General features: G+C 64.7%; 11 protein-coding genes. 3 read left to right on the top strand and 8 right to left on the bottom strand.

Annotated elements, in window-relative coordinates; translation table 11 throughout:
• Positions 1–15: 15 nt before the first annotated feature.
• The gene (locus tag MesoLj_RS05995) at positions 16–1,179 is read right to left on the bottom strand and encodes an ABC transporter substrate-binding protein (RefSeq protein WP_140776014.1); all 1,164 of its coding nucleotides are present in this window, start codon (positions 1,177–1,179) and stop codon (positions 16–18) included.
• A complete protein-coding gene (locus MesoLj_RS05990; RefSeq protein WP_202325408.1) occupies positions 1,160–2,296 on the bottom strand; it encodes an ABC transporter ATP-binding protein in 1,137 nt (378 codons plus the stop codon). Before MesoLj_RS05990 ends, MesoLj_RS05995 begins: the two co-directional genes overlap by 20 nt.
• Before the next feature lie 115 nt (positions 2,297–2,411).
• On the opposite strand from MesoLj_RS05990, the gene MesoLj_RS05985 reads away from it, so the two are divergent.
• Positions 2,412–3,224, top strand: coding sequence for a helix-turn-helix transcriptional regulator (locus MesoLj_RS05985; protein WP_202325407.1), 813 nt, complete (start codon positions 2,412–2,414; stop codon positions 3,222–3,224).
• A gap of 27 nt (positions 3,225–3,251) precedes the next feature.
• Here the strand turns inward: MesoLj_RS05985 and MesoLj_RS05980 are convergent, their stop codons facing one another.
• Together MesoLj_RS05980 and MesoLj_RS05975 are read right to left on the bottom strand one after the other, a co-directional pair.
• Positions 3,252–5,324, bottom strand: a complete 2,073-nt coding sequence (locus MesoLj_RS05980; RefSeq protein WP_202325406.1) for a 3-hydroxyacyl-CoA dehydrogenase NAD-binding domain-containing protein — start codon at positions 5,322–5,324, stop codon at positions 3,252–3,254.
• Positions 5,325–5,430: 106 nt separating this feature from the next.
• Entirely contained in the window at positions 5,431–7,143 is a 1,713-nt protein-coding gene (locus MesoLj_RS05975) for an MFS transporter (protein ID WP_202325405.1), read from the bottom strand.
• 79 nt (positions 7,144–7,222) lie between these two features.
• Here MesoLj_RS05975 and MesoLj_RS05970 point away from each other — a divergent pair, with 79 nt between their 5' ends.
• Positions 7,223–7,831, top strand: a complete 609-nt coding sequence (locus MesoLj_RS05970) for a TetR/AcrR family transcriptional regulator (RefSeq protein ID WP_202325404.1) — start codon at positions 7,223–7,225, stop codon at positions 7,829–7,831.
• Between the two features lie 9 nt (positions 7,832–7,840).
• Here the strand turns inward: MesoLj_RS05970 and MesoLj_RS05965 are convergent, their stop codons facing one another.
• From MesoLj_RS05965 to MesoLj_RS05950, 4 genes are read right to left on the bottom strand one after another with little or no spacing between them, the layout of a single operon-like run.
• Positions 7,841–8,788, bottom strand: coding sequence for an ABC transporter permease (locus MesoLj_RS05965; protein ID WP_172347953.1), 948 nt, complete (start codon positions 8,786–8,788; stop codon positions 7,841–7,843).
• A gap of 3 nt (positions 8,789–8,791) precedes the next feature.
• On the bottom strand, positions 8,792–9,772 hold the full coding sequence (locus tag MesoLj_RS05960) for an ABC transporter permease (RefSeq protein ID WP_202325403.1): 981 nt from the start codon (positions 9,770–9,772) through the stop codon (positions 8,792–8,794).
• Position 9,773: 1 nt separating this feature from the next.
• Positions 9,774–11,243, bottom strand: coding sequence for a sugar ABC transporter ATP-binding protein (locus MesoLj_RS05955; RefSeq protein WP_202325402.1), 1,470 nt, complete (start codon positions 11,241–11,243; stop codon positions 9,774–9,776).
• A 49-nt stretch (positions 11,244–11,292) separates the two neighbouring features.
• Positions 11,293–12,306 carry a substrate-binding domain-containing protein gene (locus MesoLj_RS05950; protein ID WP_140776023.1) on the bottom strand — a complete coding sequence of 338 codons (1,014 nt, stop codon included), beginning with the start codon at positions 12,304–12,306 and terminating at the stop codon, positions 11,293–11,295.
• Between the two features lie 196 nt (positions 12,307–12,502).
• Here MesoLj_RS05950 and MesoLj_RS05945 point away from each other — a divergent pair, with 196 nt between their 5' ends.
• Positions 12,503–14,911, top strand: a complete 2,409-nt coding sequence (locus MesoLj_RS05945) for a glucan 1,4-alpha-glucosidase (protein WP_202325401.1) — start codon at positions 12,503–12,505, stop codon at positions 14,909–14,911.
• Positions 14,912–14,937 lie beyond the last annotated feature (26 nt).

Below are 14,937 nucleotides of genomic sequence, written 5' to 3'. Positions count from 1 at the left end.
GCGTCAGGCCGGCGCTCAGGCCGACTTGAAGCGCGCCATCAGCTCGGCGCGGCCCGGATCGGTCAGCGTTGCCGCGGCGCCGAACTCCAGCGGCGTCAACAGGTCGGCCGCCGGATAGAGGATCGGATTGTCGAGCACTTCCTTGGGCAGCAGCTTGTTGACGCGAGCGTCGGTCGAGGGCGCGCCGTTGGCAAGGTGCTCCTTCACGGCGACCTGCGGGTTCATCAGATAGTTGAGCAGTGCATAGCCAGCCGGCTTGTTCGGCGCGTCCTTCGGGATGGCGTAGAAGTCGGTCCAGATCTCGCCGCCCTCCTTGCCGAGCACATAGGCGATCTCGGGAATGTCGCGATGCAGCTGCGCGCCGTCATTGGTCCAGCACATGGTCATCCAGGCGTCGCCCGCGCGCATGCCCGGCTGATAGTCGGACGAGACCGCGAACAGATGCGGCTTGACCTTCAGCAGCAGCTCCTCGGCCTTGGCGAGTTCGTCCTGCTTGAGCGAGTTGAACGAGTAGCCATAGTATTTCAGCGCGTTGCCGATCGTGGTCAGCTGGTAGTCGTGCACCATGGTGCGGCCGTCGCCCTCGGCCATGGCCGTATCCCAGAACTCCTTCCAGCTTGTCATCGGCTTGGTCAGCTTCTTGGTGTTGACGGCGAAACCTGTCGTGCCCCAGTTCTTCGGCACGGCGTAGATCACCTTGTCGATCGTGCCTTCCGAGGTGAAACGCGGGTCTTCCTGCGTGCCGTCGAAATTCGGCAGCTTCGCCATGTCGAGCGGCTCGATGATGCCGAGCTTCTTGTAGGTCGAGATCGTGTAATTGGTCGGCACGAACAGGCTCCAGCCCGAGGCGCCGGCCTGCAGCTTGGCCAGCATCTCCTCATTGGAGCCGAATACGTTGACCTCGACGGCGACGCCGGTGTCCTTCTTGAAGTTCTCGAAGGTCTGCGGATCATGGTAGTTGGGCCAGGTGGCGATCGACATGCGGTCGCCGAGGTTCTCAGCGGCAAAAGCCGGCGTCGGCATGATGCCGATCTCGCGCGCCATCACCGCCGTCGCGATGCCAAGGCCGGTAAGGCCCAGGAAGTCGCGGCGGCCGATCGAGCCGCGCTTGAGGCGCATCAGTTGGTCGACGAAGTTTTCAGGGCTTATCGGCAGTCCGTCACGATATGATTTCGACATTTTGGTTTACCCTCTGGTTGGTCCCGTTGTTCTTGGTTTCCGGAAACGCCAACGGCGTTCCGGCGGCATAGCCGATGGCGACGGGTTCGCCCGGCTTGAAGAGATTGCCTTGGCCGATCAGATGGTCGGCCTTGGCCAGCAGCGTTCCGATGCCCTGGACCTCGATCGCGTATTCCGCGGTCGAGCCCAGGAAGATGCGGTTGCGCACGATGCCCTTGAGCGGGCCGCTTTGCGGAGCGCCGAGGCTGAGTGATTCCGGGCGCAGGCTGACCGAAACGGTCTCGCCTTGCCGCAAGGCGGTCCGCTTGCGCGCCGCTATGACGGTGCCGTCGGCCAGCGCCACATCAACCAGATCGCCTGAATGCCCGGTGACCTTGCCGCTCAAAAGATTGGTCTTGCCGACGAAATCGGCGACGAACAGATCGGCCGGTTCGTCGTAGATTTCGCTCGGCTGGCCGAGCTGGACGATGCGCCCGCCATTCATGACGCAGACGAAATCGCTCATCGACAGCGCTTCCTCCTGGTCGTGGGTGACCAGCACGAAGGTGATGCCGATCTCGCGCTGCAGGTTCTGCAGTTCGATCTGCATGTCGGTGCGCAGCTTCTTGTCGAGCGCGGCCAGCGGCTCGTCGAGCAACAGCACCGCCGGCTTGTTGACCAGCGCACGCGCCAGCGCGACGCGCTGCTGCTGGCCGCCCGACAGTTCGTGAATCTTGCGGCCGCCATAACCGGCAAGCCGCACCATTTCGAGCGCTTCGCCGGACCGCTGGCCAATCTCGTGGGACGACAGGCGCGGCCGTGCCTGGCGCAGCCCGTAGGCGACGTTGTCCTCGACATCCAGATGCGGAAACAGCGCGTATTGCTGGAACACCATGTTGACCGGCCGCCGGTAGGGCGGCGTGCCGGCCATGTCCTGGCCGCGGATGAACACCTGGCCTTCGCTCGGCTGTTCGAACCCGCCGATCATGCGCAGGCACGTCGTCTTGCCGCAGCCGGACGGGCCGAGCAGGGCGACAAAGGCGGAGGGCGGGACAGAGAGATCGATGCCGCTGACCGCGGTCACCGCGCCATAGCGCTTGGTGACGCCGCGAAACTCGATGTCGGGCACTGCGGTCAAAGGCTGCGGGCTCCAGCAACAGGGCTATTCCAGAACGCTACCAGAGCCAATGGCGACTAGTATATACCTCGCAGGTGGTATATCTGATCTATTTTCTTGTTTAAGGGGGTAGGGATTGGGTGCGTCCCGCAGCGACGAATACAGCCGGCTCGCCGCCCTCGTCGCGGCGACGCGGGAGACGAGCGGCGACCTGTTCGGCAAGGCGATGGTCGATTGGCTGCGCCAGCATGTCAGCTTCGACCATTGCGTGGTCTTCGGTTATCGCGGCGCCTCGCGCCCGCCATTGCTGTTCGAAACCTTCTCGCCGGCCGAAAGCCATGTCTTCGTCGCGCTCTACCAGGAAGGGCCCTATCTGCTCGATCCATTCCACCACGCCGCGGTCGAGCGCAAGGAAGGGTTCTGGCGCATGCGCGAACTGGCGCCGGACCGCTTCTACGCCAGCGAGTATTTTCGCTCCTATTACAGCCAGACCAGGCTGGCCGAGGAGGTCGGCTTCTTCGTGCCGCTGCCGGGCAAGGACGCGCTTGTGCTGTCGCTGATGCGGCTGCGCGCTTCGGGCCCGTTCGGCACCGCGGACGCCAGGCTGCTGCGCGACATGGCACCGGCCGTGATCAGCTTCATCAGGTCGCGCTGGCCTGCCCTTCCCGCCGACGAGCCGGCTGAAGCCAGACAAGATGAGACGATCGCCGCGGTCAACGAGTTCGACCGTGCCCATATCTGGAAGAGCCTGTCGCTGACGCCGCGCGAAAAGCATGTGGTCGACCTGGTGCTGCAGGGCCACTCGACGGAATCGATCGCCAGAGCCATGCGCATCGTGCCGGGGACCGTGAAGGTCCACCGCCGCAACATCTACCGCAAGCTCAAGATCAAGTCGCAGGCCGGCCTGTTCGCCCGCTTCGTCGAGATCATCGACGCGCGGATTCGATAACCGCCACAGCCCTGAGCAGTCATCTGATCAGGCTGTCGCGTCGGTCTCCCAGGAACCGGTCTCGGCCATCCGCTTCAGCAGTGGGGCTGGCTTGAACACGTCCTTGCCGGTCTGCCGGGACCAATGCTCGAGCCGCTCGACAATCCTGGCTCCGCCTTCGAGGCCGGCCCAGAACATCGGACCACCCTTGCCGATGGGAAAACCGTAGCCATTGACCCAGACGACGTCGATGTCCGAGGCGCGGGCCGCGATCTTTTCTTCGAGGATCTTCGCCCCCTCATTGATCATGGGATAGAGCGTGCGCTCGATGATCTCCTCGGCGCCGATGGCGCGCGGCTCAATGCCCCGCTCGGCCGCCTTGACGCGGATCAGCGCCTCCACCTCGGGATCGGGAACGCCGGCCCGAGCGCCGGCCTCGTAGAGGTAGAAACCACGGCCGGTCTTCTGGCCGAAGCGCCCCTGCTCGCACAGCGTGTCGGCGATGACGGCAGTCAGGCCGCGCGCCTTGCGATTGCGCCAGCCAATGTCGAGCCCGGCGAGATCGCCCATCTGGAACGGCCCCATCGGCCAGCCGAAATCGGTGAAGGCCTTGTCGATCTGGCTGGGTGTCGCGCCCTCCAGCAGCAGCGCTTCCGATTCCGAGCCGCGCGCGGCCAGCATTCGATTGCCGACGAAACCGTGGCAGACACCGACGACGACAGCCACCTTGCCGATCCGCCGCGCCAGATCAACGACGGTCGCCAGCGCATCCGGCGCGGTCTTTTCGGCGCGAACGATCTCCAGCAGTTTCATGACATTGGCCGGCGAGAAGAAATGCAGGCCGAGTACATCCTGCGGCCGCGGGATCGAGCCGGCGATCTCATTGATGTCGAGATAGGAGGTGTTGGTGGCAAGGATGGCGCCCGGCCTGGCGACGGCATCCAGCTTGCCGAAAACCTCCTTCTTGACCGCCATGTCCTCGAACACCGCCTCGATGATCAGGTCGCACTCGGCGAGATCGGCATAATCGGTCGAGCCCTTGAACTGGGCGAGCCGCTGACGCTTGGCGTCTTCGGTCAGGGAACCGCGCGAAACGGAGACCGCATAGTTCTTCTCGATCGTGCCCAGCCCGCGTTGCAACGCCTCCCCGCTGGTTTCCAGCAAGGTCACGGGATAGCCGCCATTGGCGAAGGCCATGGCGATGCCGCCGCCCATCGTGCCGGCGCCGATGACGCCGACCCGGGCAATCCTGCGCTTGGGCGTGTCCTTGCCGGGAAGTTTTGCCGCCTCGCGCTCGGCGAAGAACAGATGACGCTGGGCGCGCGACTGGTCGCTGCCGACAAGCGTCACGAACAGCGCGCGCTCCGCCGCCAGCGCCTCGTCGAAGGGCAGCGTGACGGCATTGCGCACCGCTTGCGCACAAGCGATCGGCGCTTCCAGCCCGCGCGCTTTCCTGGCGAGGTCGGCGGCCTCGGCATCGAAAGCCCTGAGGTCGGTTTCCTTGAGCCCGTCATCGCGGTCACGCACCAGCGTGAAGGGGCCACCCTTGCGAGCGATTTCCCGGGCGAAGTTCACGGCATGCGTGGTCAGATCGCCTTCGAAGACGGCGTCCACGAGACCGGCGGCATGCGCCTCGGCCGCACCGATCGGCGTGCCCGAAACGATCATCTTCAGCGCCTTCACCGCGCCGACGAGGCGCGGCAGCCGCACGGTGCCACCGCCGCCCGGCAATAGCCCAAGCTTCACCTCGGGAAGGCCGAGCCTGGCGCCGGTATCGGCAATGCGGAAATGGCAGCCAAGCGCCAATTCCAGGCCGCCGCCGAGCGCGGTGCCATGGATGGCGGCGACCGTAGGCTTGGCGATGGTCTCAAGCGTGACGATCAGAGCGCGCAGATCGGGCTGTTGCACCGGCTTGCCGAATTCCGTGATGTCGGCGCCGGCAACGAAGGTCCGTCCAGCGCAGGCAATCACGATGGCCGCGACCGAAACATCATCGCGCAAGGAAACCAGCGCGTGCATCAGCGGTTCGCGGACATGAAAACTCAGCGCGTTGACCGGTGGATTGTCGATGATGACGACGGCAACGTCGCCGTCCCGGCTGACCTTCACGAAATCGGACACACAAACCTCCCAGCAATGGTAAGCGGCCTAGCCGCGATCGGGATTTACAGGGCTATGGCGCGGATGGGAACCAGATGCCTGCCTGGCACAATGTTTACCGTTTGGATCAGCGCCGGCCGGCACCCTCCGCCGCCAGCATCTCCGGCATCGCGGTATCGATGGTGCGCCCGCCACGCCAGGAGGCGAAAGCCGCTACAAGGTAGAGAATGGCCGAGAAGGTGAAGGCGAAGACCAGGCCATGCTTGAACGGCCCCGACATCAACTCAGGGAAGAAGACGTGGCCGGTCAGCGTGTCGATGCTCTGCTGCGGCAGCGCGTGCAGCACATTGGCCGGGATCAGTTCGCCCATCGGATTGTAGCCGAGGAAGGCTGCGAACAGGCTGGCGACCGGCGGCATGTTGGCGATCTGGTGAGCGACCGCTTCAGGCACATGCTGTGCCAGCAGGCCGGCCTCCATGCTCTGCGGCAGGCTGGCGGCGAGGCCGACGATCATCAGGCTGAAGAACAGGCCGATCGACAGCACCTGGCCGGCATTGGTGGTGGTGGCGCGCATGCCGGAGGCCTGGCCGCGTTCGCGCGCCGGCACCGAATTCATGATCTGCGTCGAGTTCGGCGCCACGAACAGGCCGGAGCCGAGACCGTTGAGGAACAGCAGCGCGGCGAACGCCGTGTAGGAGAAATCGGCCGGCAGCGCCATCAGCGCCACGAAGCTTGCGGCGCCCACGACCATGCCGCCGACCGCGAACGGCACGCCGCCGACCCGGTCTGAGAAATAGCCCGAGACCGGCCCGGCGATAAGGAAGCCGACCGTCAGCGGCAGCATGAAGATCGCCGACCACAGCGGTGTCTCCTCGAAGGAATAGCCATGCAGCGGCAGCCAGATGCCTTGCAGCCAGACGATGAGCATGAATTGCAACCCGCCGCGCGCTATGCCCGAGGCGAGATTGGCTATGTTGCCATAGGCGAAGCCGGGGATGCGGAACAGTTTCAGGTCCAGCATCGGCTTGGCGACGCGCTGCTCGATGAAGACGAAGGCGATCAGCGAGACGAAGCCTATGGCAAACAGAACAAGCACTTTCGGGCTGGTCCACGCCATCACCTGGTCGCCATAGGGCTGCAGCCCGTAGGTGATGGCGGTGAGAATGAGCACGAGGCCGAGGCCGAAGCTGATATTGCCGAGCCAGTCGATCGTGTGGGTGGAGCGGTTCGGCGCGTCGTGCAGCTTGAGATAGGCCCAGACCGTGCCGACGAGGCCGAACGGCACGTTGATCCAGAACACCAGACGCCAGTCGGTATCGGCAAGCAGGCCACCGATCAGAAGTCCGACGAACTGGCCGCCAATCGCCGCCACGACATTGATGCCGAGCGCGAAGCCGCGCTCGTTTTCAGGAAAGGCATCGGTGAGCAGCGCCGTGGAGTTGGCCATGATCAGCGCGCCGCCAATGCCCTGGATGATGCGCACGGATATCAGGTACATCGCGGCGAAATCGCCTTGTCCCGGCAGCAGGCTGAGCGCGATCGAGGCGGCGGTGAAGACGGCAAAACCGAGATTGTACATTTTCGCCCGGCCGAACTGGTCGCCGAGCCGGCCGAAGGCGACGACCAGCACCGCGGTGGCGATCATGTAGCCGATGATCGCCCAGAGCAGATAATTGATATTGCCGGGATCGAGCGCCTTGAGGCCGATACCGCGGAATACCGCCGGCAGGCTGATCAGCAGGATCGAGCCATTGATGGCGGCGGCCAGCATGCCGAGCGTGGTGTTGCTCAGGACCATCCATTTGTGGCTCTGCGGGCTTCTGTCTGCGGCGGTATTCATGATGGTAACGTCCAACGGTGCTGGCGCGGTTGCCGTCAGCGCTATATATGAGGATAGTCTCAGGTTTGGAAATATGAGGATGGCCTCGGAAAAAGCAAGAGTGTCGGCGACGAATCCGCGTGCACCGCAGCAAAAAAGAGGGCGCGAACGGGTCGCGGCACTCATGGCGAGCGCGGCGGCGCTGTTCGTTGAGAAGGGTTTCGACGCCACGACGATGACCGAGATCGCCGCCCGCGCCGGTGCCGCCATCGGCACGCTCTACCTTTTCTTCCCGACCAAGGAAGCGTTGGCGCAGGCCATTCTGGCCGAGAACGCGGAAACCCTGTCCACTCAGCTTGACGCCTTGCAGGAACAGGCCAGGGGCTTGGCGCCGGCAGCGATCGCCGACGCACTGTTCGAGGTGCTGGGCCGTTTCGTCGCCACGCACCCGGTCTATTCCGCCTTGCTCGACCTGCCCGGCGACGATGGCTGGCGCCGCAAGATGCGGGCACGCCGGCGCGACCAGATCGCTGCGCTGTTCGCGCAAGCCGAGCCACCGCTTCCAGCCGGCCAGGCCGAGCGGCTCGCCGTCATCGTGCCGCAGCTGATGCGCATCCCGCTGGCGCTGGTCGGCGAAAAGCGGTTGCGCGATGGCGTGCTGGAGGAGCTGAGGCTGATGCTGGCGCGGCACCTCGAGGGCAGTGCGTAACGGGACGACTCAGCGCACTGCCTTCTCGCCACCAGCAGCCGTAATCACCCCGACGATGATGAGCCCCGTCAGCAGCAGCCGCACGCCGGCGCTGACGCCGAACGTGTTGAGCATGGTGAGTAGCAACACCAGAAACAGCGCCGCGCCCCACACACCAGGCACATTGGCCTTGCCGCCCGCGACCGACGTGCCGCCGATGACCACCACGGCGATCGAGGCCAGCAGGTATTCATTGCCGATATCGACATTGGCGCCACGGAAATAACCGGCGAGCAGCGCACCGTCGATGCCGCCGAGCGCCCCAGACAGCGTATAGGTGAGGAAGCGGATGCGGCCGACATTGACGCCGGCGAGCCACGCGGCGCGGATGTTCTGGCCGATCGCCAGCACCGAGCGGCCATAGATCATGCGCTGCAAGGCGATGGCCGCCCCGATGGTGAACAGCACGGTCAGGATCGCCAGCACGGGAATGCCCAGGATCTGCCAATTGGTGAAATCGGCGAAGCCGGGCGGCGGCTTGATCTGCAGCCCGCGCCCATAGCTGATGTCGATCGACTGGATGATGAAGCTCGCCGACAAGGTGGCGATGATCGGCGGAATGCGCAGCGCCCAGATCAGCAGGTAGTTGACCGCGCCGATCGCCGCGCCGCAGGCGAGCGCGGCAAGCAGCCCGACCAGTATCATGGAATCGCTGCCGGCCATCACCTTCATGGCAACGGCGCTGGCGAGCCCGATATTGGCCGGCAGCGACAGGTCGACATTGCCGGGCCCGAGCGTGATGACGAACATCTGGCCGACGCCGACGATGACGGTGAAAACGGCGAGCGAGAGCGCCGCCGTCACCATGCCGCCGGCGCCATAGCCGCCGGTGAAGGCGATCGTCGCCAGCCACACGACAAGCGCGCCGACGAACGACCAGATCCAGGGTTTGGCGGCCAGCGATTTCACCAATGCCATCGCTCACCTCTCCCTGCGGCTGATCAGCACCCGCGCCGCCAGCACGATGATCAGGATGGCGCCGTTGGCGGCCACCTGCCAGTCGGGTGGAATGTGCATGAAGGTGAGCAGCGGCGAGGCCGCCAGCGCCAGTGTCAGCGCGCCGATCACCGCGCCGATCGGCGACACCCGGCCGCCGACGAATTCGCCGCCGCCGAGGATGACGCCGGCGATCGCCAGCAGCGTGTAGCCATTGCCGATATTGGCGTCGGCCGAAGTGGTGATGCCGATCAGCGCCATGCCGGACAGCACGCCGAACAGGCCGGCCATCGCGAACAGCATGACCTTGGTTTTAAGCAACGACCAGCCGGCACGTCGAAGCGCTGCCGGATTGCCGCCGGAACCGCGCAGGATCGCGCCATAGGAGGTGCGCATCAGGCCAAAATGGACAATGAGACCGATCAGCAGCGCCGCGATGATCGGGAAGGGAATGAATGGCGGCTTGAACGACATGATCGCCAGCAGCCAGTCCGGCGCCTTGCCGCCGGGCTTGGGCAGGACGAGAATGGCCAATCCCTGCCAGACGAAGCTCATGCCGAGCGTCACCACGATCGACGGCAGATTGCGCAGATGGATCAGCGCGCCGAGCAGCGCATAGATGCCGATCGAGCCGAGCAGGATGGCGACGCCGATGAGCGGCGCGTCCTTCAGCCAGGTCGCGGTGACACAGCCGACGAACCCGACGAAGGTGCCGATCGACAGGTCGAGCTCATTGCCTGATATGACGAACATCTGCGCGATCGTCGCCAGCGCGATCGGGATCGCCAGGTTCAGCATCAGGCTGAAGCCGAAATAGCTGATCGCACGTGGATTGAGCCAGGCAATGGCGAGCAGCACCAGCGCCAGCGACAGCGCCGGCAGCAAGCCACGCAGCAGGCGGGCACGCGCCGCCGCATTGCGCGCCGCCGCCCCTTTGAAGCCATTGTCGATGGATGCTGCCGTCATCTCAGGCCGCATCGCCGAACGAGGACTGGATGATCTTCTCCTCCGTCAGTTCGTCGCGCGTAAGGTTGGCGACGATGCGACCGTTCTTGAAGACATAGACATGGTCGCAATTGTCGAGCTCTTCGGTTTCGGTCGTGTACCAGAGGAAGGTGCGGCCACGGCCAGCCTCCTCGCGCACGAGGTCGTACACTTCGAGCTTGGTGCCGATGTCGACGCCGCGCATCGGGTCGTCCATCAGCACGATCTGGGCATCGGAGCCGAGCGCGCGGGCAAACAATGCCTTCTGCTGGTTGCCGCCCGACAGCGAGAAGATGTTGTTGTTCATGTCTGGCGTGCGGATGCCGATCCTCTTCTGCCAGACCTCGGCAAGTTCAGCCTCGCGCTGTGGCGAGATCAACAACCCCTTGCGCAGGCGCGCCAGCGAGCGGATGCCGATGTTTTGCGCGATCGACCATTGCGGGAAGATGCCGTCCGACTGACGGTCGCCCGCGACAAGCGCCACTGGGGCGGTCACCTCGATCCCTGTCCTGGCACGCGAGGCTCCGCTGAAGATCGCCAGCAGCAGGTCGGTCTGGCCATGACCGGCCAATCCGGCAAGGCCGATGATCTCGCCGGCCCGCGCCTCAAGGTCGGCGCCATCCTGCTGCGCGGCGGGCCGTGCCCGCACCCGCAGCGGACCCGCCCCAGGCTTCGCGGCAGCGGCTTGCGCCGCGATCTTGCGGCGTGCTTCCGCTCCGCCCATCACCGTCACCAGCCGGTCGCGGTCGAAGATATCAGCCGCATCCGACGCCACCACCTTGCCGTCGCGCATCACCACGATGCGGTCGGCGTTTTTCAGCACCTCGCCCAACACATGCGAGATCAGGATGCAGCTCTTGCCGCCGGCGACGAAGCGGCGCACGAAGGCCAGCAACTGGCCTGATGTATGCGCGTCGAGCGACGATGTCGGCTCGTCGAGGATGACGAGGTCGAGCCGGTCCTGCGTGACCGTGAAGGCGCGCGCCACCTCGACCATCTGGCGCCGACCGATCGAGAGGTCGCCGACAATATCCCAGGCCGAGATGCCATGGTCCGGGAAGATCTCGTCCAGCTTGGCGGTGATCAGCGCGGCCGCCTTGCGCCGCCAGCCGAAGCCGGAGAGCGAGGCATGGTTGATGCGCGTGTTCTCGGCGACGCTGAGATTGGGGCACAGTGACAGTTCCTGGAACACGCAGCGTATGCCGAGCTTTTGCGCACGCGACACCGAGTAGTTTTCCTCGATGCCGCCATGCACGCCGATCTTGCCGCTGTCGGGCGCCATCGTCCCCGCCACCATGTGCATCAGCGTCGATTTGCCGGCGCCATTGTGGCCGACCAGACCGACGCACTCGCCAGGCCCGACATGAAAATCGACCCCGCCCAGCGCGCGAACGGCGCCGAAATGTTTTTCGGCGCCGTTCAGTCTGATGATGTCAGCGTTCCCTTCAGGCATGCTCAACGGTACCCGCTCGGCGATACGGACGGCAACGCTGCCGCGATGCTCACTTGATGTTGGCTTTGATGGCCGCCATTGCATCTGCCTGGCTGTATTCGTGGGTGGCGACGCCGCCTTCCTTGATCTTCGGCAGGGCTGCCTCGAAATCGTCCTGGGTGAAGGCCAGATACGGCACCAGGAGATCGTGCGGAATGTCCTTGCGGCCGTCGAGCACCTGTTGCGCCACCCAGAAGGCAAGCGAGGACACGCCGGGCGCGATCGAGGCCGACCAGGTCTGGTAGCCGTCCTTGTCCTTCTGTTCCTTCCACCACTTCAACTCGTCCTGGCGGTTGCCCATGATGATGGTCGGGCGCGGCTTGTTGGCGGCGGCGAATGCCTGGGCCGCGCCATAGCCGTCACCGCCCTGGTCGACGATGCCGACGACATCGGGCAGCGAGGGCAGGATGGTCGCGACCGCTTTCTGCGCCGTCGTCTGGTCCCAGTCGCCGGTCACCGAACCGACGATCTTGAATTCGGGATGGGCGGCGACGCCTTCGAGGATACCGGCATGGATGGCATCGTCGATGGACGTGCCGGCAAGGCCGCGGATCTCCAGCAGGTTCCCGCCCTTGGGCTGGAACTTGGCCATCTGCTCGATTTCCTGCTTGCCCATGTCCTTGAAGTCGACGACCACGCGATAGGCGCAGGGTTCGGTGACGATGCCGTCGAAGGAGACGACGACGATGCCGGCGTCGCAGGCCTGCTTGATGGCGCCGTTGAGCGCATCCGGCGAGGCGGCGTTGATGACGATGGCGTCATAGCCCTGCAGGATCAGGTTCTGCACCTGGGCTGCCTGCGTCGGCACTTCCTTGTCGGCGGTGGTGAAGATGTCGGCCGCGCCGACGACCTTGTCGTCGACCGCCTTCTTGGTGACGATGCCGTAGCTGTCGAGCATGGCCTGCCGCCACGAATTGCCGGCGTAATTGTTGGAGAATGCGATCTTCTTGCCGCTGGTGTCGGCAAGTGCGGTGCCCGAGGCCAACATAGCCGCCAGCGCACCCAGAACGAGCAGTTTCTTCATATGATTTCCTCCCGAAGTTGCTAGTTTTGCCTGATGATCGTTACGCGCAGTCCCTGTTTTTTATCTATTGTCAGACAAATGCAGACGAACCGCAAGCTGTCAACTGCAAAGCTTGGCATGCCTTCGATCAACTTGCGGTGCGATGATTGAAAAAGCCGCCGGCCCATGGTCTAGGAGCACGACAGGAGGCCATTTGATGGCAGTAACGCCGACCGTTGCCAAAGGCGCGCCCGGAATACCGGCGCGCTGGACATCAAGCGCCAAGAGTGGCGTCGGCACCGCGTTTTCAGCCAAGAGCCCGCTCTGGTTCACCATCAGTCACGGCATCTTGAACGAGATCTACTATCCGCGTCTCGACAGCGCCTGCACGCGCGACATGGAGCTGATCGTCACCGGCCCGGGCGGCTATTTCTCGGAAGAGAAGCGCGACGCCGCGCACGCCATCGCGCCGTTCGAGGACGGCGTGCCGGGCTACAGGCTGACCAACACCGCGACGGACGGCGCCTACCGTATCGAAAAGCGCATCATTACGGATCCGAAACGGCCTGTCCTGCTGCAGGAGATTGCATTCGTACCGCTGAAAGGTCCGGCGGCCGACTACCATGTCTACGCGCTGCTTGCGCCGCACCTCGTCAATGCCGGGATGGGTAATACCGCCTGGGTTGGCGAACACAAGGGCCAGCGCATGCTCTTCGCCACGGGGCGCGGCGTCTCCCTGGCGCTGGCCTGCTCACTGCCCTGGCATGGCTGTTCGGCCGGCTATGTCGGTTTCTCCGACGGATGGCAGCAATTGCAGAATGGCGGTGCTCTCGAGCCCTCCTGCCAGCGGGCGGAAGACGGCAATGTCGCCCTGACCGGCGAGATCGGCTTTTCCGCTGGCAAGACCACGGCCTTGCTGGCGCTTGGCTTCGGCGCTTCGCCGGAAGCAGCCGCGGACCTGGCGCTGGCCAGTCTCAAGCAGGGTTTCGACGCCGCCGCCGAAACCTATGTCGGGAACTGGCGGACATTTCAGACCGGGCTTGAGAAGCTCGACCGCCACACCGCCTCAGGGCTGAACACCTATCGTGTGAGCACCGCGGTTCTGGCCACGCATCTCTCGGTCGCGAGACCCGGCGCCGCCGTTGCCAGCCTGTCGATCCCATGGGGCTTCAACAAGGGCGACGACGATCTCGGCGGCTATCATCTGGTCTGGCCGCGCGATCTGGTCGAGACCGCTGGAGGTTTCCTTGCCGCCGGCGACGGCAAGCAGGCGCTGCAGATCCTGGCCTATCTGCGCTCGATCCAGCAGCCGGACGGTCACTGGCCGCAGAATGTCTGGTCGGACGGCACCGCCTACTGGCACGGAATCCAGATGGACGAATGCGCCTTTCCGCTGCTTCTGGCCGACGCCTTGCGCCGCGCGGACTATCTGCCGCGTGCCAGGCTCGCCGATTTCATGGCCATGATCGAAACCGCCGCCTCGTATGTCGTGCGCAATGGCCCCGTCACCGGCGAGGACCGCTGGGAGGAGGACGCCGGATACAGCCCGTTCACGCTGGCCGTCGAGATCGCCGCGCTGCTTGCCGCCGCCGATATGCTGGATATCGCCGGAAAGAGTGAGCCGGCAAACTACCTGCGCGAAACCGCTGATTGCTGGAACGATCAGGTCGAACGCTGGACCTACGTCACGGGCACCCAGCTCTCCATCGACGCAGGCGTCAGAGGCTATTATGTCCGTATCGCGCCGCCGGACGATGCGGGCGCCGCTACGCCGAAGGACGGCTTCGTGCCGATCAAGAACCGTCCCCCGACCGACACCGACAAACCGGCGGAAGCCATAGTCAGTCCCGACGCCCTGGCCCTGGTTCGCTTTGGCCTCAGGGCGGCCGACGATCCGCGCATTGTCGATACGGTCAAGGCCGTCGATGCGCTTTTGCGTTGCGATCTACCGCAAGGCCCGGTCTGGTACCGCTACACCAGTGACGGCTATGGCGAGCACGAGGATGGCACGCCTTTCGACGGCACCGGCCAGGGACGCGCCTGGCCGCTGCTCACCGGCGAGCGGGCGCATTACGAGCTTGCCGCCGGGCGCAAGGAGAAAGCCGCGCAGCTCCTCGAGACTTTCGAGCGCTCGGCGGGGATCGGCGGATTGCTGCCGGAGCAGGTCTGGGATGCCGATGATAACCCTGAGCGCGAGCTGTGGCTCGGCAAACCGTCCGGCAGTGCCATGCCGCTGGTCTGGGCACATGCCGAGCACATCAAGCTGTTGCGCTCGTTGCGCGACGGCGCGGTCTTCGACATGCCACCGCAAGGCGTCGAGCGCTACATCAAGGGCAAGACAGGCTCGCCGCTCAGGACATGGCGCTTCAACAACAAGATCCGCACCATCCCGGCCGGCAAGGTTTTGCGCGTCGAGCTTTCGGCGCCGGGCGTTGTCCATTGGAGCAGCGACAAATGGCTGACGATCCAGGACCACAAGACCAGCGAGAACGCTTTCGGCGTTCATCTGGTCGATCTGCCGGTCGCCGGACTGGAGCCGGGAGACACCCTCGTCTTCACTTTTTTCTGGCCCGATGCGATGCGTTGGGAGAATGTCGACTTCAGCGTCGGCATTGACGCATCATGATTAAGGCAGCGGCGCCGATAGATTTG

This window comes from Mesorhizobium sp. 113-3-9, from assembly GCF_016756515.1.
In the GTDB taxonomy this organism is placed as follows: Bacteria; Pseudomonadota; Alphaproteobacteria; order Rhizobiales; family Rhizobiaceae; genus Mesorhizobium.
Note: the sequence above shows the minus strand (reverse complement) of the source record. Positions and strands in the feature narration are given on the sequence as shown.